Here is a 20788-nt window from a genome sequence, read left to right as displayed (position 1 = left end):
TACGGGTGCATGGAATGCGACCTGTGTCTGGACGGCCGGTACAACCTGTGCCCCACCCACATCCATCGGGCACTGGGCTCCAGCGCGGACGGCGGGATGGCCGAGCAGTTCCGCGTCCCCTCGCAGCGGCTCGTCGCGCTGCCGCCCGGTCTCGACATCCGCGACGCCTCGCTCGTCGAGCCCGCGTCGGTCTCCTGGCACGCCCTCCGGCTGGCCGGCACCGGTCCGGACACCCGGCTGGCTGTCGTGGGAGCAGGTGCGCTCGGCCTGCTCGCCGCCGCCGGCGCGCGCCGCCAGGGTGCTCCCGAGGTGGACCTCGAGGCACGCCATCCGCACCAGGTCGAAGCCGGCGAGCGCCTCGGGGCCAAGGTCGGGACCACGGGCCTGTACGACGTGGTCGTGGAGGCCGCGGGAACGTCGGCCAGCCTCGCCCGCGCCGTCGACCTCGTGGCACCGGGCGGGACGGTGGTCGTCGTCGGCTTCCACATGGGCACGGTGGAGGTCAACTGGTCCCCGCTGTTCCACCGTGAGGCCCGGCTCATCCCCTCGATGAGCTACTGCCGGCACGCGAACGGGCGCGAGATGGAGGACGCGGCGGCCATGCTCGCCGACAGTCCCGAGATCGCCCGCGCGCTGATAACCCATCGGTTCCCGCTTGAGGACGCTGTCGAGGCGTTCCGGGTCGCCGCCGACCGCAAGGCCGGAGCGCTGCGGGTGGTGGTCGAACCGTGACCTCCGTGGGCATCGTGACGGGCGCCGGCCGCCACCCGTACAGGGGCGTGACCGCACCGCCGGCGACGAAGCCGCCGCTATCCTCCGACCTGTGACCGGACGCAACAGGACCCCGGACGGGCAACGCGCCGCGGACGGCGACCTGGACCGCATCGAGATCCGGATCGAGGTTGTCGACTGCTTGATCGAAGACCGTGGGCCTTGACGTTCGTCTATGCAAAGCCTTGACGCACGTCTAGGCTAAGTCGCACTCAGGTTGGAAGTGTCACGTCGGCGTCCGGTCCCGGCGCGCCGACCTGGTGATCAAAAACTGTCGGCTCTTCCCAGTGGTGACGGCCGCGCCAGGCCGTGAGCCGCTCGGCCCACGAGGATCAATCGATGTTCAGACGGCCCCGCTCCGGGGTAACCCGGATGCCTCCCAGGTCTGAAGGCCGGAGCGTCCTCCGGAGGTTCCGGTGACGCCTGCCTTAGGAGGCGCGCGTCTACTCGACAGGCTCGGGCGGATCTCGACCGATCTGCGTGTCTCGCCTACCGACCGGTGCAACCTGAGATGCGCCTACCGCATGCCGGCTGACGGCCTGGAGTGGCTGCCCACCGCGGACACGCTCACTGATGGCGAGGTGGTCCGTCTGGTCGGGATCGCGGTGGGCCAGCTCGGGGTGACCGAGGTCCGGCTCACCGGCGGCGAGCCGACGCTGCGTGCCAGCCTGCCGAAGCTGGTCGGCCGGCCTGGACCGGGTGAACGTCTCCCTCGACACGACCTCGCCGGACCGGTTCCGTGCGATCACCGCAGCTGAGCTGGTGAACCGGTGCCAGAACCAGGAGGGTGACGATGACGGAGATATCGGTTACCGACACGAGGACGGTCCGCAGCTTCTGCCGGATCTGCACGTCCGTGTGCGGCATCCTCGTCGAGACGGCTGGCGACAAGGTAGTTCGGGTACGGGGCGACCGTGACCACCCACTGTCGCGGGGATACACCTGTCCGAAGGGCCGGTCACTCCCACAGATGCACCATCATCCGGATCGCATCGAGCGTCCGCTGATGAAGGTCGACGGGGAGCTGCGGCCGACGACGTGGGAGGAGTGCCTGGACGATCTCGGCGCCCGGCTGCGAAACATCATCGAGCGGTACGGGCCCGAGTCGGTCGGTGTCTTTTTCGGGAGCGGCATCGGCATGGACGCCGCCGGTTACCGGATGGCGCAGGCCCTGCATGCCGCGATCGGCACGCCGGCGAAGTTCAGTCCCATGACCATCGACGGAACGGCCAAGGTGCTGACCGCGGATCTGGTGGGCGGTTCACCGGCTCTCAGCGGCCGGCCCGACTACGACAACGCCTCGTTCGTCCTCTTCGTCGGCAGCAACCCGGTGGTGTCCCACGGGCACACCGTCGCGATGCCGAACCCCACGGGCACCTTACGGGCGCTGCGGGAGCGGGCGGAGGTGTGGGTCATCGACCCCCGTCACACCGAGACCGCCCGCCTGGCCGGCCACCATCTCGCGCCGCGTCCCGGCACCGACTACGCGGTCCTCGCCTACCTTGTCCGTGAGATCCTCCGCGACGGCGCCGACCGCGAGGTGCTCTCCCGTCACACCCAGGGTGGCGAGATCCTGGCTGCCGCCGTTGAGCCGTTCACTCTGGAGCACGCCGCCCGAATCGCCGATGTCTCCGCCGACGAGCTGGCCGCGCTCCTCGCCGGCGTGCGACGAGCGGGGCGCGTCGCGATCGAAACCGGAACCGGCGTCACCATGGCGTCCAGCGCGAACGTCACGCAGTGGCTCGCCTGGTCACTAATGATCATCACTGGGTCGATGAACCAGCCCGGCGGCGCATGGTTCCACCCCGGCTTCAAAAACCAGCTGGAGGCCTTCAAGCTGCCGATCTCGCCGCCCGAAGGCTCGTTCGGGCCGGGCCCGCGCAGCCGCCCGGAGACACAGTCCTTTCTCGGCGAGTGGCCCTGTGCCGTTCTGGCCGACGAGATCCGCGCGGGCAACATCCGGGCGGTCCTCAATCTCGGCGGCCATCTCGTCGCGGCCTTCCCCGACACCGAGACGCTGGTTCCCGCGCTGCGGGACCTGGAGCTGTTCGCCACCATCGAGATCATCGGCAACGAGACGACGGCCCTGTCCACCCACGTCCTGCCGACCAAGGACCAGCTGGAGCGGGCCGACGTGAGCCTGTGGGACTTCCTGATACAGCGCGTCGCCGTCCAGCACACCCCTGCCGTCGTCGAACCGGTCGGGGACCGGCGTTCCGTGTGGTGGGTGCTCGCGGAACTCGGACAGCGCCTCGGTTACCAGCTCGCCGACAGCAGATCCGGGCAGGTCACCGACGACACCCTGCTCGCCGAGATCACCGCCCACGCCCGGCGCCCGTTCGGTGAGGTCGTCTCCGAAGGCTGGGTCGAGGTACCCCGCGAGATTCCCGCGCCGTGGGTGGACGGGCACGTCGAGCGGATGGGGGGATGGCGCCTCGCCCCCCGGCTGCTCGTCGACCAGCTGGCCGCGCTCCAGCCGCCCGCCCCGCTCGTCCTCACACCACGACGCCAGAAGCGCCATCTGAACTCCCAGTTCGACTACCTCGGAGAACAGCCCGAGATCATCCTGCATCCCGACGACGCGACAGCGGCCGGCGTGGTCGACAGCCAGCCGGTGACCGTCCGCTCGACCAGCGGCGAGATCACCGGGATCGCGAAGGTCGACGGCACCATCCGCCGTGGAGCGGTCTCGATACCCCATGGCCACCAGTCGGCGAACGTCAACCGGCTGACGGACAGGAGCCAGGTCGACATCGTCACCGGCATGGTCCGCTACTGCGGCATCCCGGTGAGTGTCCACCCGGCATAGGAGGTCCGGGTGCGGCCTCGCGCTCGGGTGATGGAATTCGGACAGCGGCCGCACGAGTCCGGCCGCTGTCCGCCATGGGCGAGATGATCCCGCCAGGGGGAAGGTGGTGTTTTTCGCGCCGGCAAAGGCTGCCCACGCTCGGCGCGGCCATGCGAACCGCGGACGCCGATGTGCCCTCAGACCTGGGTGCGGATGGCGCGTAGGCCCAGCATGCGGCGCGCCGTGTTCAACAGCTGGCGCCGAAGGACGTCCTTGTCGAGGTCGGCCAGCCGCGGATCCGTCGTCGCGGCCATCAGACCTCCGCTGACCATCACAGTGGTCACGAGCGCCTCGACATCCGGGTCCGGGCCGGCCAGGATCCGGTCCAGCCTGGCCACGAGATCCCGCAGAATCGGGTCCTCCCGGGTCAGGCGGCTCACGGCGGGATCAGCCCACACGACCGCGTTCAGCCGGCTGTTATTGATGATCATATCCACCACGCCCGTCAGCGCGGTGGACAACTGATCAGCCGGCCGGCGGCGGGCCTCGGCTGCCTCGGTCACCCTCCGCATCTCCTCGAGAGCCGGAGCGACCACCGCCCGGAGCAACTCCTCCTTGGCGTTGAACTGGAAGTAGACGGCCGCCTTGGTCACACCCAGCTCATCGGCGATCATCTGAATCGACGTACCGCTGACTCCGTTCCGGGCGAACAGTTCCAACGCAACGGCCAGCACTCGCTCCCGCGCCGCCCCCGCCCGCCGTTGAACTGTCACGAAACCGCCACGCCCCGCCAATCAGGTATCACGAGGCTGATGGTCAGCCCAACCAGTGAAAGCCTATCTTCCACCCGCCAAAGCCACACCGGCTCCGCGCCCTCGCGTGAACCGGAATACCGCTCAGAACATGCCATCCGCGCCCGCCCGGATCCGCTCCTCTGCCAGCGAGGCAATCAGGGCCTCGTCAGGCTGCCCATGGTGGGCGCGACCGGTGCGCGACGATTGCGCCACGTCCTCTGGACGGCTGTACCGAGGATCGTGAGGGCCGGCATGCTCACGGAATACCAGTTGACGCGGCCGTCCACCAGTAGTATTACGACACCGGCGAGGGTGCTGCCAACGAGCGAGAACCAGAGAGCACTGATCATCTCTCTGGCGATGCTGCGGTCCCGCTGTCGCTGCACCGATCGATGCAAAACACCCGTTGCCGCGTAGTTCGCCGTCCGTTCCGCTCTTCTCCGGCGGCTGCGGTGAGTAGCGGCCGTCCCGACCCAACTCGCGTACAGCTGGCGCGTCTCGTCCGATTGCAGGGCCCACTGCTCCCGGGCTTCGGCGGTGGCGTCGAGCGCGTGGGCCAGCTCGGCCGGTAGGGCGACAGCCTGGCACGGGGTGGTCACGTCACCATTTTCACCCATTCACTCTCACGTGACCTTGCGAGAGACGGATTCGGCCGCGCGGAACGTCGACCGAACTGACGGCGTGCTCCGACGATGACTGCTCAGAGCGCGCCCTCGCTCAGGACATCCGCCGGGACCAGATTTCTGGGCAGCATTCGAAGAGATACCATGGATTTGCCCCCTGGCTGCGCGCCTCTCCGAGACACGCCCCCCGCAGGCCCTTTGGCCCGGCCGGCGGATCATAGCCACCGGTGTCCCTCAAGGCCAGATCCGGTAGGTGTGTCCGTTGTCGGGTCCGACCGGGGGTCCGTGTCGCGGCTCAGGAGCCGGGCGGGCTTGTCCGTTCGAAGCGCGCGAAGATCCCGGCGCTGATGGAACCGCCCTCGGGGACGTCGAAGGTGGAGAATCGCCTTCTCCGTGACCCCTGGCCCAGCAGGAAACCGGTGATCGTCACCCGGTACTCGACGTCGTCGACGTACACCAGGTCGTTCTCGTGGACCTTCGGGAGCTGGACCACGTCGTTCGGGTGCGCGCCCTGGTTCGGTGTCTCCTCGTGGCGGAAACGCAGGGTGAAGTCGTGCTCCATCTCCTCGTCCTCGAAGTACACGTTGACCGTGAGGTACACCCAGAACTGCCAGTGGGTCGGTAGCTGGATTGTCTGGTTGTGGTGGGTGAGCCTGCCCAGCAGGAAGTCCGTGCCATCGAGGAGCGCATCGGTGGTGTAACCCTCGAAGTCATAGCCGCTCTTGCTGCCGCCGTCGAGGGGTTCGCCCCAGCGGACCTCGCTCTTGCTGTCACTCTCCTGGCTGAACGTCAGGCCCGGCAGATCGTCCACGCTGACGCGCGTCCAGGTGCCATTGGTCATGACTGTGCCCACAGTAGAACTACTCCGTTCCCCCGGCTGCACCGAACGAGTGCCCTGTCGTGCGGGGAGTCGAATTCGGGAGCGTATCCCTCCGCGCGACCACAAGAGCATTGCACAGAGGAAGGGGTCGGGTGCGGAGAATATCAATAGTGCCAGGTGAACGGCATGGCTGGTGCGTTAAGTAGCGGCTGACCTGCTATTCGGTGTTGATCTGGCGGTCGAGGTCGTGGCCGGGTTCATGGCGATGTGGCGCGTGCTGCTGGAACGGTCATGCTTCGGCGCAGGCTGCTCGGTGCTGGCGGTGACGGTGTCCGCCGACTGACCGTCCCGACCCCTACAGCCGAGGGGTTGTTCCCCCACGCCGGCCAAGGTGACACTCGACGTCCGGGCCGTATACGCCGGAGCCGTATCGAGAACGTCGGGTCCGGCCACTGCGAGTCCTACTGGGAACGTGAGTGCCGGGTGGAGGACCTGCTGCTGTTCCGGGACGTCGCCCGGTCGGAGGCGGGCGCGGCCACGTTGTAAGCGGTCACCGACGACCAGCCCGCACGCAGCACCCGGTGGCGCGAGTTCATCGCCCCGCAGGGCTACGGCGACGAGCTGCGGGCCGCCTTCCGCCTCGGCGGAACGACCTGGGGTGTCGTCGACCTGATGCGCGATCGCAGCCGGGCGCCGTTCACGCCCGCGAAGGTCAAGTTCGTCCGCGCGATCGCACCGGCCGTCGGAGCCGCGTTGCGGGCGCTCGCCACCCGCGAGGCGGCCATGAGCTCCAGTCGCCTCGCGGACGGCGGGCCGGGAATCGCGCTGTACGACGACGCGGGCACGCTGCTCTCCCTCGACGGGCAGGCGGAACTGCTGTTCGCCGAGCACTACGGCCCCGTCGTCCACGCTCCCGATGCCCCGGTCGCCCACGTCGAGTACTGACCCGGTCACGCAGGCGCACCATCTTTCGTATAGCTGCCATGCCGGATTCTGTCGCGAGGAGGGATTCGCGCGGCTGAAATGCTGCGGCGGGCTTCTTCGAGATCATCCGCGCAGGCGATCCCCGATCGCACCGGCGCTTCGTCGCTCGCGGCCGGGGTCGATCAATCATCAGACGTTATCGTGGCTAGGACAGTCATCCCGGCGTCCGTTCGCCTCACCGGCGCGTCGACCGCATCCGTGGACATGACCCCATCTGCGTCTTTGGAATAGTGCTGATCATCAAGGCTGGAACCACCGTGAAATAGCCTAACTTTTCACACTGCTTGATCATGGGCGCTGCTGGCGCGAAACGCCGACGGTGATCGGTCGTCGGCAGGTGCCTGGAGGAAAGCCACGTCACAAGTCCACTGTCGGATGATCGGAGAACCTGAACCCCCAACGCATATAACGTGTGCTGGCTACTTCGAGAAGGCGGGTGTCAGTGCAGGTCGATGTCCAGAGTCAGGGCGGTTCGCCGGGGCCTGTTCCCGACCGGTTCCTCACGTCGAGCGAACAGATCCTGGCCGCCTCCGATCGGCCAGATGCGCCGCTGACCTGCGGTTTTCTCGTGCAGTTCGAAGGCAAGCTGGATGCGGCGCGGCTTCGGTGCGCCGTGCGTGAGGCGAGTCGCCGGCATCCCATGATGCGGGCGGCCCTCTATGGCGCGCGCCAGTACGCGTGGCGGTTCGGCACCGAACCGCCGGCAGGCTCCGTCGGGCTGGTCGAAGACGGAAGTAGCGGCTGGGACGTCCATGAGATGATGGTGTCGGGCCGCTTCGACCTGCATGCCCATCCACCGCTGCGGATCGCGTTGGTCCGTGGACCGGACGGCGACCAGCTTTCCCTCGTCGCGCACCACCTCGCGGTCGACGGCATGGGTCTTACCGCGATTTTGTCCGACATCATTGCCGAGTACCGGCTGGTGGAAGCGGCCACGGTCACCGCGGGGCCTGTCGACACCCATGTCGGGCTGCCCGCCGGGGTGCCACCGGGCGCGAAGGCGGCCGTGGCCGGCTGGACCGCCTTCACCCGACGCTCCGGCCGGCACATCACGCCCATGGGGACCGGGCGGGACACCGGTTACGGCTATCAGCCGTTGACCCTGCCGGTGCCCGGCCGAGTGCTGCTCGGCTCCGGGCGGCGAATCACCGTGAATGATCTTCTGATGGCCGCGACCCACCTCACCATCGACCGGTGGAATCGTCAACGCGGCGGGGAATCCGGAACGCTGCGCATCAGGATGCCGATCAGTCTGGGAAACGCGGCCGAGGTGGGTGGCAACAACACCGGTCAGGCGTTGGTGGTCACCGAACCGGCGGACCGGGCGGATCTGGCGAGGCTGGCCGCCCGCGTCGTGGACCAGACGGAACGCGCGAAGCAGGCGGCGGCCGCCCCTCCCATCGCGGGTGTGGCGGGCAAGGTCGGTATGGTCGCGACCGAGTTGATTCCCGGCCCATGGCGAGTCCCGTTGCTGCGGTGGGGGGTGCGGGCGGCGCGCCCGCTCATCACGCCCGCTGCCGCCGTCAGTAACATCGGCTCGCTTTCCAGCCTGGGCTCCGACGAGCCGAAGATATCCTCGGTCTATTTCACCGGTACCGTCGGCATGCCCCAGGGGCTGCTTATCTGCGTGGCCGGTTACGGTAACAACATCCACGTTACTTTCGGGTATCACCGGCACCTCTTCGGGCGCGAAGCCGCCTCGGCGTTCGCGAATCTTTTCCGGACGGCCTTCGGTGAGCTGACCCGCATCGGGTCGGCCATATAAGACGAGAGCTGCACCGACCACGCGGCGGAATCTGCACCCCGCGGTGTGCGTGCGCGCGGGGCAGCTCTGGATCGGGGCGACGGAGGGCGGGTTCTGGCGTTGCGCCGACCTGGACGGGTCGGGACCGAGCCCACTGGCATGGTGGCCGGCCTGGGGTGCCCAGCTGGTCCGCGTCGGCCTACGCGCGGCGATATGGCGTGGGTGGGGTCCTACCGACTCTGAGCCGGGGGTGTTACCTGACGCGAGGACGTCTCCCCGCGGCTGATCATGGCCTTGCTTTCGGCGATGACCTCCGCTGCGTGGCGCTCGATGGCCTCCGCGTCCAGTCCGAGCGCCTTGCCGATGTGCACCGACCACACCTCGGAGCGGAGGTTGGTCTCGAAGTCGAGATCAGCCCGGATGTCCTCCCGCGCGGCCTGCCGGTTCTGGCTGATCATCACGAACGTCGACAGGAAGATCGCTTCGAGGCTGACGATCATCGTGAGCAGGCCGAACGGGTAGGGGTCGAAGACGGCCGCGTCCCCGAACGCCCCCTTGTTCAGGAGGATCCAGATCATGAACCACGCGGCGTGCAGGTAGACGAAGGGCATTGACCCGGCGAATGCCGTGATCGCGTCCGAGACCCTGTCCTGGGACGTCCGTGCGCGAGCGGCCAGGGCCCGCTCGTTGCGGACCCGGGGATGTGGGCGCGGCCGAGGATGCGGCGGCTGCGGGAGGGCTGTGGGCCGGGGAGCTGCGGGCTGGTCGGGAAGGGTGCTCACGCCCCAATCCTGCGCCTGCGGTGCCGCTGCCCTCGGCGTCTCATCTCCGAGGACTGTCCGGACGGCACGAACTCATCGGTGTGCGCCCTCGGCCGGGGTGCGCCTGTCCGACCTCGGTTCTCGCCGAGGTACCCGATCCAAGGTCCTATGGCCTGAATTCCGGAAGGCGGCCGCGGCGTCCATCCCTGGTGTCTAAGGTGCGAAGTGGAAGTTCTACGACTCGTAGTAGATGAGGTCTGGGGTGGAGACGTGGCGCACATCCTCGGGGACGAACTGACGATGCGTCGATGGGCATGGCGGCTGGTGCCGCCGGCGGTTGCGCTGGTGGCCGGCCTGGGAGCGAGCGGGTGCTCGATCGGTGCCGACGCGGCGGACGGCTCGGCGGAGGGCCGCTGGGCGGTGCGGTCGGCCGACGATCAGGACCTCACTCCACCAGGTGAGCGCAAGCCGTCGCCCGTGATGACCGGCCAGACGCTCACCGGCGAGAACCTGGAGCTGTCATCGCTGCGTGGCCGGATCGTCGTGGTCAACTTCTGGGCGTCCTGGTGCCCGCAGTGCCGGGCCGAGACACCGGCCCTGGTCATGCTTGCGGGGAGGTATCCGCAGGTCGCCTTCGTCGGCGTGAACGAGAAGGAGCCGGCCACCGTGGCGCAGGGCTTCGTGCGCCACAACGAGGTCGCCTACCCCAACATCATCGACCGCTACGGCACACTGGCCGCGCGCTGGCCGGGGGTGCCCGGCCTGCCCACGACGTTCGTGCTCGACGCCAGGGGACGGATCGCCACCCGTGTCGTCGGCGGAGTGACCGCCGAGTCCCTGGGTGGTCTCCTCGATCGGCTGGCTGTCGAGAGGTAGCCGCGCCCCGGGTGTCCGGCGGTCAGAGCCTGTGCCTGGTGCCGCACCACTGCTGCCTGCCGTCGGGACCGGGAATGACCTCGTAGCCCGTTCCCGTCGCGTTCACCTCGGCGAAGGTCAGGCAGGTGGACGGACTTCCCCGGTTGGTGCTGAGGTCGAGGCCACCGGGCATGAGCCCGGCCGCATCGTAATCTGTGACAGACCGGAGCCTCGAGTGGAACCCGGCCCTGGTCGGGCATGGGCCCGCGACGGCCAGGCCGCGCAGCAGCATGTCTGCCGCCACGTAGGAGTTGAGGACCGTGACCTGGTCCGGATCCGAGGTCTGCGATGCGTATCGCAACATCGTCTCGCGGAAACGCGCCAGGTCGGGAGAGTCCGAATCCCAGGATATGTGGTCGAAGAACGCCGTCGCGCCGGCCAGTTCCACTCCCGCGTCGGCGAGAAGGCTCTTGTCGTATGCAACCGCGGACAGAACCACCTTGTAGGCGACGTGGGCCGCTCGGGACGCGCGCAGGATCTCGCGCAGGCCGTCGATCGGTGTCTGGACGACGAGAACGTCGGCCTGGCTCTCCGCGATCCTGGCGACCACCTGCTCGGAGGAGCTCTGGCCCACGGTGTAGGAGAGGCGCGCCACCGGCGTGACGCCCCGAGTGGTCATGCTCGAGATCACCTGGTCGCTGAGCGCCTCCGAGGACGCCGACAGGGACTGTTCCACCACGGCCACCCGGGTTCCCCCCTGGGCTCGGGCGAACTCGCCCAGGGTGGTCACGAAGCCGCCGGAGGAAAAGAGGTAGTCGGGTGCGAACATGTTGTCGAAGTCGTTCCACACCGCCTCGGCGGCGAGGCCGACGACCGGGACATCCGCACCCGCCAGGTAGCGGGCCGAGCCCGAGGCGGCCGTCGTGAGCTCGGCGACGGCGAAGACGCCGTCACGCTCCACGAGCCTGCGTGCGACGACCTCGTTCGTCGCAGGGTTACCTCCGTCGTCGACCCAGACGATCTTGATCATGCGGCCGTGCACACCGCCGGCAGCGTTCGCCAGAGCGACGCGAGCCTCGAATCCACTGCGGGCGGCCATGAACACCGAGCTCAGCGGGCCGGTGTCGGGATAGATCAGACCGATTCGCACCTGACTGTCGGTGACTCCCGGCGTCGCACAGGGCACGGAGGCGGCGTCCGGGGCGCGACCGGAGTCGCATCCGGCGCCCGCCAGCAGCAGGACCGCCGCCGCTGTCGCCGCGGCGGCGCGACGGTGCCGTCGGCGGACGGCAGACGGCCGGCTCACGTGCCTAAGATCTCTAACCGCACCGAGCGCGGCCGCCTCGAGACCTGGAACCCAGGCCTACCGCCAGGATGAGCATTACCTGCGGGACGCTGATCACAACCGAAAACGGTCGTGCTCGAAATTGTTCTACACCGCATAGTGCCAGTTCCTTTCTGAATCAACGGACTTGACTCAGACCAGGCCCGGCATCTGGCCCCCGCGGCGGACGAGCTATGTGTCGCTGTCGGTCCGCTCCGGCCCCTGCTCGACCAGGTCTTCGATCTGTCGTCTGATGAAATCGTCGACAACTTCGCCGTCAGACTCGACGCCCAGCTCCGCGTCGATCGCCATGATCTGGGTGATGCCGATCATGACCAGTCGGGCCACCAGCGGCGGGCAACGTTCCGGCGGGACGCCGAGGTCCGCCAGGGCGGCCGTGAATGCCGCGAGCTGCACCTCGCGGTAGCTCCGGTAGTACTCGGTGAGGACTACCCGGATCGCCTTGCGGTGGTTGGCCAGCGCCATGAACTCGAGATTGAACCTGGGCGTCGTCATGCCCGTGTCGCGTAGGTCCCACAGCTGCCGCAGCGTGGGCCGGCTCTGGAGCGCCGCTCGGAAGAGCTCCAGGCCGACGTCCGCGCGGCGGCGGAAGACCTCCAGAAAAAGATCGTCCATTGTGCGGAAGTAATAGTGCACCAGCTGGGGTGTGAGCCCGGCCCGGGCGCCGACGCGACGTGAGGTGACCGCGGCGTAGCCCTCCTCCAGCATCAGTTGCTCCGCCGCGTCGAGCAGCTGGTCGCGGGTGCTCGACGTAGCTGAACCAGCTTGGCGTTGGCTGACCATCTCCCTGTCATATCCCACCCGGGGCCGCTGGTCGCGAACCCGGCCTGTCGACATTTTAGATCAAATATACATTCCACCGTTCACGCCGATGACCTGACCGGTGATGTAGTCGGCCCCCTCGGAGCACAGGAACGAACAGGCCGCCGCGATGTCCTGGGGGGTGCCGGCACGGCCGAGCGGCACCATGGTCGCGACCACGTCGATGCCGGGGATGTCGCCGTTGGCTTCCCCCTGCCGGGCCATCGGAGTGTCGACGAGGGTCGGCGGGATGGTGTTGGCGGTGATGCCGTGGCCGGCGAGCTCGACAGCCAGGGATTTCGTGAGGGCGATGACGCCACCCTTGGACGCGGTGTAGTGCGCCAGGTTCGGCGCGCCGGACTGGGCGCTCGACGAGGAGATCGTGACGATACGGCCCCAGCCCGCGGCGATCATGTCGGGTACGGCGGCCTGCACGCAGCTGAACGTCCCGGTGAGATTGACGGCGATGATGCGGTTCCAGACGTCCGCGGTGATGCTGAGCAGCGGATTGAAGGACTCGATGCCGGCGCTCGTGACCAGGATCTCCACGGGCCCGAGCTGGGCGCGGACCTGCTCGAAGGCGGCATCGACGGATTCGCGGTCGGCGACGTCGGCCTCGACGGCCAACACTTTTCCTATGGCGGCGAGCTCGGTGGCCGCCGCCCGGGCCGCCCGGCCGTCGCGGTCCAGGACGGCGACGCGGTGGCCGTCGGCGAGGAACAGTCGGGCCACACCGAGACCGATACCGGACGCCCCGCCGGTGACGACGGCGACGCGGGTCATCGGGCCGACTCGACGGAGGTGAACTCCAGGTGCAGGTTGGTCAGGCCGCGCAGGATCCAGGTCGGTTCGTAGTCGAAGCGCCGTGCGTCCGGCGGGCCGTGGTGCTCCTCGGAGATCCGGATGTCCCTGGTCCGGTCGAGGATCCGCTCCAGGCTGATGCGACCCTCGACGCGGGCGAGGGGGCCGCCGGGGCAGGAGTGGATTCCGCGTCCGAAGGCGATGTGCTGGCGGACGTTGCGGCGGGAGATGCGGAACTCCGCCGGGCATTCGAACTGGCGCGGATCCCGATTGGCCGCGCCGTTGAGGAGCATGACCGGGGTGCCCGCCGGCACCTCGACGTCACCGATGGTCGTCGTCCGCCTGGCCAGGCGGAAGTCGGCTTTCACCGGGCTTTCGACCCGCAGCGTCTCCTCGATGAGGTCCGGGATGCGCTCGCGGTGCTCCCGGATCTCCTCCTGGAGGCCCGGGTTCTCCGCGATGAACTTCAGCGCGGCGCCGAGCAGGCGCGCCGTCGTCTCCTGCCCGGCGGCGAACAGGAAGGTGGCCGCCCGCACCACGGAGATCACCTCGGGCGTCGTCCCGTCCGGGTAGGTTGCCGCCGCCATCTGGGTCAGCACGTCGTTGCGCGGCTCGTGCCGCCTGCTCTCGATGTAGCGGGCGAACCAGGCGTCGAGCCAGCCGAGCGCGTTCAGCTCGCCGTCGGTCTGTTCGCCGGCGCCGATCTGGCCGGGGCTGACGGTCAGCCCGAATCCCTCGCGGAACCGCTGGTGGTCGGACTCCGGAACGCCCAGGACGTCGGCCACCGCCAGCATGGAGAAGGGCTGTGCGTACGCCCGGATGAACTCGCACCGGCCGTCCGCGATGAACTCGTCGAGCTGCTGGTCGGCCAGACGCCAGATGAACGCCTCGTTCTCCTGGAGACGTTTCGGGGTGAGCATGCGCATGACCAGTGCCCGCTCGCGGGTGTGCATGGGGGGGTCCATCGTGACCATGTGCTCGTTCATCGGCAGCTGGTCGCGGTGGCGGTCGATGATGGCCCCGACCTCGTCGCCCTCCAACGGGACCGGGAATGTCGCGAACGGGCCCACGACCGAGTTGCACGACGAGAACGTTTCGACGTCGCGGTAAACTTCGTGCGCCTCGTCGTAACCGGTGACCGCCACCACTCCGAGATGCGGTAAAGGCAGCACCGGGCACACCGAGCGCAGCTCGTCGAAATAGGGGTACGGGTTCTCGGCGAGTGACTCGTCATTGAAGAAGTCGGTCGTCGTCCAGTCGGTCAACCTGCGTCCCTTCCAAAGGGTGGGAGCGGACGGCACACGGCGTATTTGGCAGTCGCTCAAACGTCTTGGGCAGATGTCTAACACACGCCGGTCGGCGGCGGCAAGTGTGTATCCGTGGAAGGCTCGGCCCAGCGCTGAAGTCGCAGGTCCGGCGGAATGCCGGATCGGGCGTTCACCTGGGGCGAGTCGGTGCCGAGGAGAGCGCCGCGGCGGCCCGCGATCAGCGGGGGCGGACGTCCAGGGGCAGGCTGTTGAAGCTGACCATCGCCCACGGGTCGCGGTGCTCGACGGGGACGTCGGCGGCGACCGCGATGTCGGGGTACCGGTCGAGCAGGATGCCCAGCGCCGTCCTCGCCTCCAGTCTCGCCAGCGGGGCGCCGAGACAGAAGTGGATGCCCTGCCCGAAGGCGATGTGCGGGTTCGGCGCGCGGCGCGGGTCGAACCGGTCGGGCTCGGCGAAGACCCGCTCGTCGCGGTTCGCCGCCGTGAGCCAGACCGTCACCACCGCGCCGGCCGGGATGACCTCATCACCCACCCGGGTGTCGGCGACGGCCCGCCGCACCAGCCGCGGGAACGGGGTCCGCAGCCGCAGGACCTCCTCGATCGTCGCCGGCAGCAGCTCCGGCTCGGCACGCAGCTCGGCCGCCGCGCCGGGATGCTCGTCCAGGGCCAGGACGGCGTTGCCGAGGGTCGCCGTGGTCGTGATGTGCCCGGCCAGCAGCAGCAGGCCCACGAAACCGACGATCTCCTCGTCGGCCAGCCGCTGGCCGTCGACCTCGACCTGGACCAGGCGGCCGGTGAGATCGTCGCCCGGGTGGGCGCGGCAGGCCCGGATACGGTCCAGCAGGTAGGCGTTCATCTCGCGCAGCACGGGCACGGCGGCTCGGGTGCTCGCCGCGGCGAGCTCGGTCAACGGCTGTTCCGGGTCCGCGACCTCCCGGTCGAACAGGGCGTCGGCCCAGCGCCGGAACATCGGGCGGTCGGCGGCGGGGAGGCCGAGCAGCTCGGCGATCACGATGACCGGCAGCGGGTAGGCGAGATCGTCGATCAGTTCGAGGCGGGTCCGCCCGCCGGTCGCGTCGAGCAGCTCGGTGGTCACCTCGGCGATGCGCGGGGCCAGCCCGGCGACCGTTCTCGGGGTGAACGCCCGGCTGGCCAGGCGGCGCAGCCGGTGATGCTCGGGCGGGTCGAGCCGGACGAAGTTGCCTCGTTGGAACAGCTCCACGTCCTCCTGAAAGCTGCCCTCCCGCAGGTCGTACTCCGGCATGTCCTCCTGCCGCGGCAGCAGGCCGCGCAGGTCCGAGGAGAACGAGTGGTGGTCCGCGAGGACGGCGCCCGCCTCGGGATGGCCGAGCACGTGCCAGCACCGCTGCCGGTCGTCGCGGTGGACCTGGCCGCGCCGGCGCAGCTCGTCGAGCCAGCGCAGCAGATCGGGCAGCGAGCGGCGCGCCGCGTTCGGCTGTGTCGTCAGCTGGGACACGCCTTTGCGGTTCCCGGGCGGCCCGCTCCGCACACCTCGGACGGCCGGTTGGTGGCCAGCGACCTGTGGGCTCCGCTCGGGCCGCCGGTCCCGCCATCGGCGCGATCATCGCCGCGGTGCTCCACGGCGTGCCGCGCCCGCCTCACCCGGCCCGGTCGTCCGCGGCCGGGCCGGTGGGGACGTTCAGCGGTGCGGTGATCGGGTTGGTCACGGCGGTCGGGTTGGGTGCGGCCGGCAGCGACAGCACCATGGTGAGCCCGCCGCCGGGCGTCTCGTCGGGGGTGAGGGCGCCGCCCATGGCCTCGGCCAGACCGCGGGAGAGCGCGAGGCCGAGGCCGACCCCGGTGGTGTTGTCCCGGTCGCCGAGGCGCTGGAACGGCTGGAAGACGTTGTCGCGCTGGCGCACCGGGATGCCGGGCCCGCTGTCGACGACGCGCAGCTCGACGCGGTCCCCGAGCGCGCTGGCGGTGATCACCGGCGGGGTGTCGGCGGGGGCGTACCGCAGTGCGTTGGTGACGAGGTTGACGATGACCCGCTCGAGCAGCACCGGGTCGGCCCGGACGTCCGGCAGGTCGTCGGGGACCCGCACGCCGATCCGGTTCGCGGCCGGGCCGATCTCGTCGAGCGCCGGGGGGACGATGTCGTCGAGTCCGACGGCGCGGGGGAAGACGCTCAGGGCACCGGCCTGCAGGCGGGACATGTCGAGCAGGTTCTCGACCAGGCGGGTCAGCTTGTCGAGGGACTCGTCGGCGGTGGCGAGCAGCTCGGCCTCCTCGTCGTCGGTGAGGGTGATGTCGTACCCGCGCAGGCAGCTGACCGCGGCCTTCGCCGCGGCCAGCGGGGTCCGCAGGTCGTGGCTGACGGCGGTGAGCAGCGCGGTGCGGACCTTGTCCGCCGCCGCGATCGGTGCGGCCTCGGCCGCCGCCTCGCGCAGCCGGTGCTGGTCGAGGGCGACGGCGGCCTGGGCGGCGAAGGCGGTGAGGATCCGCCGGTCGGCGGCGGGCAGCGACCGCCCGGTCAGCACCAGCCGCAGATCGTCCCGTACCGGTATGTCGACGATCTCACTGCCGTCGCCGTCGCCCGCCTGGGAGGCCCCCGGCCCGGCACCGCTCGCGCTGTCGGAACCTGTGCCGGCGATGGTCGCGACCGGGCTCCATCCCCCGCCGACCTGGTCGTCGTCGGTGCGCTCGAGCAACGTCACCGAGGTCATCCCGAACGTCTCCCGGGCCCGGGCGAGCAGGGCGGGCAGCGCGTCCTCGCCGCGCAGGACACTGCCGGCCAGCACGGAGAGGGTCGCGGCCTCGGCGGAGGCACGCACGGCCTGCTCGTAGCGGCGGGCGGAGGTGGACACCACCCGGCTGACCAGGCTGGCGACGAGCACGAACCCGAGCAGCGCCAGCACGTTGTCGCCGTCGGCGATGGTCCATTCGGTCACCGGCGCGGTGAAGTAGTAGTTGAGCAGCAGCGAGCTCGCGACGGCGCAGAGCAGCGCGGGCCCGAACCCGCCGACCAGCGCCACCGTGACCACGATCAGCAGGTAGGCGAGCATCTCCGTGGTCAGGTTGAACGTGCCGCGGCTCGCGGCGAGCCCGGCGGTGAGCGCCGGGACGAGCGCCAGCGTGAGCCCCGCGGCGATGATCCGCCGGCGGGGTTCCAGGGCCGTCCGACCGCGGGGGAGCCGCCAGCCGGGCCAGCCAGGCCGGGCGGGCCGGTGCGCCGCCGCGTCCGCACCGCCCGCCGGGGCCGGCCGGTGCCCCCACGCCTCGGAGTGGGTGACCATGTGGACGTCGATCGGGCCGGACAGGCTTGTGGTGGTCGTGCCGATGCCGGGGCTGAGGATGCGGGCGAGGCGGCCGCGGCGGCTGGCGCCGAGCACCAGTTGGGTGGCGTTCTCGGCCCGGGCGAACTCGAGCAGCGCGGTGGGGACGTCGTCGCCGATCACCTGGTGGTAACTGCCGCCGAGGCTCTCGACCAGCGCCCGCTGGCGGGCCAGCGCGGACGGGTCGGCGCCGGTGAGGCCGTCGGAGCGGGCGACGTGCACCGCGAGCAGGTCGGCGCCCTTGCCCCGGGCGGCGATCCGGCAGGCCCGGCGGATCAGCGTGTCGCCCTCCGGGCCGCCGGTGAGGGCGACCACGACGCGCTCGCGGGTCTCCCACGTCCCGCCGATGCCGTGGTCGGCGCGGTAGCGGTCGAGCTGGTCGTCGACCTTGCCGGCCAGCCAGAGCAGGGCGAGCTCGCGCAGCGCGGTGAGGTTGCCGACGCGGAAGTAGTTGGCCAGCGCCGCGTCCACCTTCTCGGGCCCGTAGACGTTGCCGTGCGCCATCCGGCGGCGCAGCGCCTCCGGGGCCATGTCGACGAGCTCGACCTGGTCGGCGCGGCGGACGACGTCGTCGGGCACGGTCTCGCGCTGCGGGACGCCGGTGATGGTCCCGACGACGTCGTTGAGCGACTCCAGGTGCTGGACGTTGACGGTGGAGATGACGTCGATGCCGGCGGCGAGCAGCTCCTGGACGTCGTGCCACCGCTTGGCATGGCGGCTGCCCGGGACGTTGGTGTGTGCCAGCTCGTCGACGAAGGCGACCTTGGGGTGTCGGGCGAGGACGGCGTCGAGGTCCATCTCGGTGAACGAGCCGCCCCGGTAGGCCAGCGTCCGGCGGGGGACGATCTCCAGGTCGTGGAGCATCGCGGCCGTGCGCGGGCGGCCGTGCGTCTCGACGAAGCCGATGACGACGTCGGTGCCCCGTTCGGAGCGGCGGTGGGCCTCGTCGAGCGCGGCGTAGGTCTTGCCGACGCCCGGCGCGGCGCCCAGGTAGATCCGCAGGGTTCCTCGTGGCACCCACCCATGGTGCGGCCGGCGCGGGGGTCGGCGAAAGGCTCCGGCGCGGCCCCGCCCGGCGTTTCTCATGATCGCCGTTACTGTCCTGTTAGAAAGCGCCGCGTCGCCGTTAGAAACCTGTGAGAGATCGTCAATCTGACCATTGGTAACGCTTTACTGACGTCGCTCGCCCCGCGCCACGAGTTCTGGACGCCAGTGGCAGGAGGGACGGCGGGGCCGTCGATGCTCTGAGGAGGAACCGTGCTCGACGTCGTGTACGTCGCGCTGACAGTCGCCTGTTTCGCGCTGTTGGCGCTTGTTCTGCGGGGGGTTGAGCGGCTGTGACCGCGGAGAACGTCGCCGGTTTGGCGCTGGCGATCGTCCTGGGAGTTCTCATGGTCGCGGCCCTGCTGTTCCCGGAGCGCTTCTAGTGTCCATGACGGTGGCCGGAATACTGGTGGCGCTGCTGCTGGTCGGCGCCCTCGCCATGACTTATCGGCCGTTCGGCGACTACATGTTCCGGGTGTACACCAGCGAGAAGCACCTTCCTGTCGAGCGGGCGATATACCGGCTGACGGGGGTGAATCCGAACGCGGGCCAGCGGTGGACGGTGTACGCCCGCAGCGTTCTTGCGTTCTCCGCCGTGTCCGTGCTGTTCCTGTACCTGTTGCAGCGGGTCCAGGACCATCTGCCCTGGGATCTGGGCTTCTCCGGGGTGTCACCCGCGCTGGCCTGGAACACCGCCGTGAGCTTCACGACGAACACGAACTGGCAGGCGTACTCGGGTGAGTCGACGATGTCGCACTTCACGCAGATGGCCGGCCTGGCGGTGCAGAACTTCGCCTCGGCCGCGGTCGGCATCTCGGTGGCGATCGCCGTCGTGCGGGGCTTCGCCCGCCGGCGCGCGCCGGTCGCGGCGGGTCCGGGCAGCATGGATGGTGTCGTGGGAACCGGCGACGAGATCGGCAACTTCTGGGTCGATCTGACGCGGACGATCGTGCGGGTCCTGCTGCCGATCTGCGTCCTCGGCGCGATCGTGCTGATCGCCGGTGGGGCGATCCAGAACCTGCACGGCAACCACGTGGTGACGACCGTGGCCGGCGGCCGGCAGGCGATCACCGGGGGGCCGGTGGCCAGCCAGGAGGTCATCAAGGAGCTCGGTACCAACGGCGGCGGCTTCTACAACGTCAACTCCGCGCATCCGTTCGAGAACCCGGCGGCGTGGACGAACCTGTTCGAGATCTACCTCCTGCTCATGATCGCCTTCTCGCTGCCGCGCACCTTCGGCCGGATGGTCGGGGACAGGCGGCAGGGTCTGGCGATCGTCGCGGCTATGGCGCTGATCGCGCTGGGCAGCCTCACGGTGAACATGGCCTTCCAGGTCGCGCACCACGGCACTGTTCCCGAGGCCGTCGGCGCGGCCACCGAGGGGACGGACGCCCGGTTCGGCGTCGCGAACTCGGCGCTTTTCGCCACCGCCACGACCCTGACATCGTCCGGCGCGGTGAACTCGTTCCACGATTCCTACACGAGCCTCGGAGGCGCGACCCTGCTGTTCAACATGATGCTGGGCGAGGTGGCGCCAGGAGGCGTCGGCTCGGGCCTGTACGGAATGCTGGTCCTTGCCGTGGTGACGGTGTTCGTCGCCGGGCTGATGATCGGGCGGACCCCGGAGTACGTCGGGAAGAAGATCGGCGCGCGGGAGATGAAGTTCGCGTCGCTGTACTTCCTGACCACGCCGATCATCGTGCTGCTCGGCACCGGGGCCGCGATGGCGCTGCCCGGCCAGCGGGCGGGCATGCTCAACTCCGGCGCGCACGGCCTGTCCGAGGTTCTCTACGCGTTCACCTCCGCGGGGAACAACAACGGGTCGGCGTTCGCCGGGATCACGGTGAACACCACCTGGTACAACACCGCGCTCGGGCTGGCGATGATGTTCGGCCGGTTCCTCCCGATGATTTTCGTGCTCGGCCTGGCGGGCTCGCTGGCCCGGCAGGCGCCGGTACCCGTCACCGCCGGAACGCTGCCGACGCACCGGCCCCAGTTCGTCGGGATGCTCACCGGCGTCACGTTGATCATCGTGGCGCTCACCTTCTTTCCCGCGCTGGCTCTCGGGCCCTTCGCGGAAGGGATTCACTGAC

General features: G+C 69.6%; 18 protein-coding genes and 1 pseudogene. 9 read left to right on the top strand and 10 right to left on the bottom strand.

Annotated elements, in window-relative coordinates:
* The 3 genes and pseudogenes from E0504_RS42585 to E0504_RS42575 form a co-directional block, all read left to right on the top strand.
* The coding region (locus E0504_RS42585; protein ID WP_131627191.1) for a zinc-binding dehydrogenase at positions 1 to 732 on the top strand (732 nt) is incomplete at its 5' end.
* 455 nt (positions 733 to 1187) lie between these two features.
* Positions 1188 to 1521, top strand: a pseudogene (locus E0504_RS42580) (radical SAM protein); the annotation flags it as partial.
* Between the two features lie 43 nt (positions 1522 to 1564).
* Positions 1565 to 3580, top strand: coding sequence for a molybdopterin-dependent oxidoreductase (locus E0504_RS42575; RefSeq protein WP_112106993.1), 2016 nt, complete (start codon positions 1565 to 1567; stop codon positions 3578 to 3580).
* 176 nt (positions 3581 to 3756) lie between these two features.
* Here E0504_RS42575 and E0504_RS42570 read toward each other — a convergent pair whose 3' ends face one another.
* The 3 genes from E0504_RS42570 to E0504_RS42560 all read right to left on the bottom strand — a co-directional run bounded on the left by E0504_RS42570 (position 3757) and on the right by E0504_RS42560 (position 5817).
* The gene (locus E0504_RS42570) at positions 3757 to 4332 is read right to left on the bottom strand and encodes a TetR/AcrR family transcriptional regulator (protein WP_020458241.1); all 576 of its coding nucleotides are present in this window, start codon (positions 4330 to 4332) and stop codon (positions 3757 to 3759) included.
* Between the two features lie 176 nt (positions 4333 to 4508).
* Entirely contained in the window at positions 4509 to 4952 is a 444-nt protein-coding gene (locus tag E0504_RS42565; RefSeq protein WP_160144294.1) for a YdeI/OmpD-associated family protein, read from the bottom strand.
* Between the two features lie 319 nt (positions 4953 to 5271).
* On the bottom strand, positions 5272 to 5817 hold the full coding sequence (locus E0504_RS42560) for a choice-of-anchor K domain-containing protein (RefSeq protein ID WP_112106995.1): 546 nt from the start codon (positions 5815 to 5817) through the stop codon (positions 5272 to 5274).
* Positions 5818 to 6087: 270 nt separating this feature from the next.
* On the opposite strand from E0504_RS42560, the gene E0504_RS42555 reads away from it, so the two are divergent.
* The 3 genes from E0504_RS42555 to E0504_RS42545 all read left to right on the top strand — a co-directional run bounded on the left by E0504_RS42555 (position 6088) and on the right by E0504_RS42545 (position 8545).
* Positions 6088 to 6342, top strand: coding sequence for a hypothetical protein (locus tag E0504_RS42555; RefSeq protein ID WP_131627189.1), 255 nt, complete (start codon positions 6088 to 6090; stop codon positions 6340 to 6342).
* A 126-nt stretch (positions 6343 to 6468) separates the two neighbouring features.
* Positions 6469 to 6741: a hypothetical protein gene (locus E0504_RS42550; protein ID WP_112106996.1), complete on the top strand. Its 273-nt coding sequence runs from the start codon at positions 6469 to 6471 to the stop codon at positions 6739 to 6741.
* A gap of 481 nt (positions 6742 to 7222) precedes the next feature.
* Complete coding sequence (locus E0504_RS42545) at positions 7223 to 8545, top strand: condensation domain-containing protein (RefSeq protein WP_235014170.1); 1323 nt, start codon at positions 7223 to 7225, stop codon at positions 8543 to 8545.
* 209 nt (positions 8546 to 8754) lie between these two features.
* Here the strand turns inward: E0504_RS42545 and E0504_RS42540 are convergent, their stop codons facing one another.
* Positions 8755 to 9306 (bottom strand): DUF1003 domain-containing protein, encoded by a 552-nt coding sequence (locus E0504_RS42540; protein ID WP_112106998.1) that lies wholly within the window; start codon positions 9304 to 9306, stop codon positions 8755 to 8757.
* A 249-nt stretch (positions 9307 to 9555) separates the two neighbouring features.
* On the opposite strand from E0504_RS42540, the gene E0504_RS42535 reads away from it, so the two are divergent.
* Positions 9556 to 10161 carry a TlpA disulfide reductase family protein gene (locus tag E0504_RS42535; protein ID WP_243657869.1) on the top strand — a complete coding sequence of 202 codons (606 nt, stop codon included), beginning with the start codon at positions 9556 to 9558 and terminating at the stop codon, positions 10159 to 10161.
* A gap of 22 nt (positions 10162 to 10183) precedes the next feature.
* On the opposite strand, the gene E0504_RS42530 is transcribed toward E0504_RS42535, so the two are convergent.
* The 6 genes from E0504_RS42530 to E0504_RS42505 form a co-directional block, all read right to left on the bottom strand.
* The gene (locus E0504_RS42530; protein ID WP_112106999.1) at positions 10184 to 11446 is read right to left on the bottom strand and encodes an ABC transporter substrate-binding protein; all 1263 of its coding nucleotides are present in this window, start codon (positions 11444 to 11446) and stop codon (positions 10184 to 10186) included.
* Positions 11447 to 11656: 210 nt separating this feature from the next.
* Entirely contained in the window at positions 11657 to 12268 is a 612-nt protein-coding gene (locus E0504_RS42525; RefSeq protein ID WP_071059920.1) for a TetR/AcrR family transcriptional regulator, read from the bottom strand.
* A gap of 60 nt (positions 12269 to 12328) precedes the next feature.
* Entirely contained in the window at positions 12329 to 13069 is a 741-nt protein-coding gene (locus E0504_RS42520; protein ID WP_112107000.1) for an SDR family NAD(P)-dependent oxidoreductase, read from the bottom strand.
* Positions 13066 to 14352, bottom strand: a complete 1287-nt coding sequence (locus E0504_RS42515; RefSeq protein ID WP_112107001.1) for a cytochrome P450 — start codon at positions 14350 to 14352, stop codon at positions 13066 to 13068. The genes E0504_RS42520 and E0504_RS42515 overlap by 4 nt, the downstream gene beginning before the upstream one ends.
* Positions 14353 to 14572: 220 nt before the next feature.
* Positions 14573 to 15832, bottom strand: coding sequence for a cytochrome P450 (locus E0504_RS42510; RefSeq protein WP_131627187.1), 1260 nt, complete (start codon positions 15830 to 15832; stop codon positions 14573 to 14575).
* A 142-nt stretch (positions 15833 to 15974) separates the two neighbouring features.
* Positions 15975 to 18668: a sensor histidine kinase KdpD gene (locus E0504_RS42505; RefSeq protein ID WP_131627185.1), complete on the bottom strand. Its 2694-nt coding sequence runs from the start codon at positions 18666 to 18668 to the stop codon at positions 15975 to 15977.
* A gap of 320 nt (positions 18669 to 18988) precedes the next feature.
* Between E0504_RS42505 and E0504_RS42500 the strand changes: the two genes are divergently transcribed.
* The gene (locus tag E0504_RS42500; protein WP_112107003.1) at positions 18989 to 19078 is read left to right on the top strand and encodes a K(+)-transporting ATPase subunit F; all 90 of its coding nucleotides are present in this window, start codon (positions 18989 to 18991) and stop codon (positions 19076 to 19078) included.
* Positions 19078 to 20787 (top strand): potassium-transporting ATPase subunit KdpA, encoded by a 1710-nt coding sequence (kdpA, locus tag E0504_RS42495; protein ID WP_112107004.1) that lies wholly within the window; start codon positions 19078 to 19080, stop codon positions 20785 to 20787. The genes E0504_RS42500 and kdpA overlap by 1 nt, the downstream gene beginning before the upstream one ends.
* Position 20788 lies beyond the last annotated feature (1 nt).

It is taken from the genome of Parafrankia sp. BMG5.11, from assembly GCF_004337455.1.
Note: the sequence above shows the minus strand (reverse complement) of the source record. Positions and strands in the feature narration are given on the sequence as shown.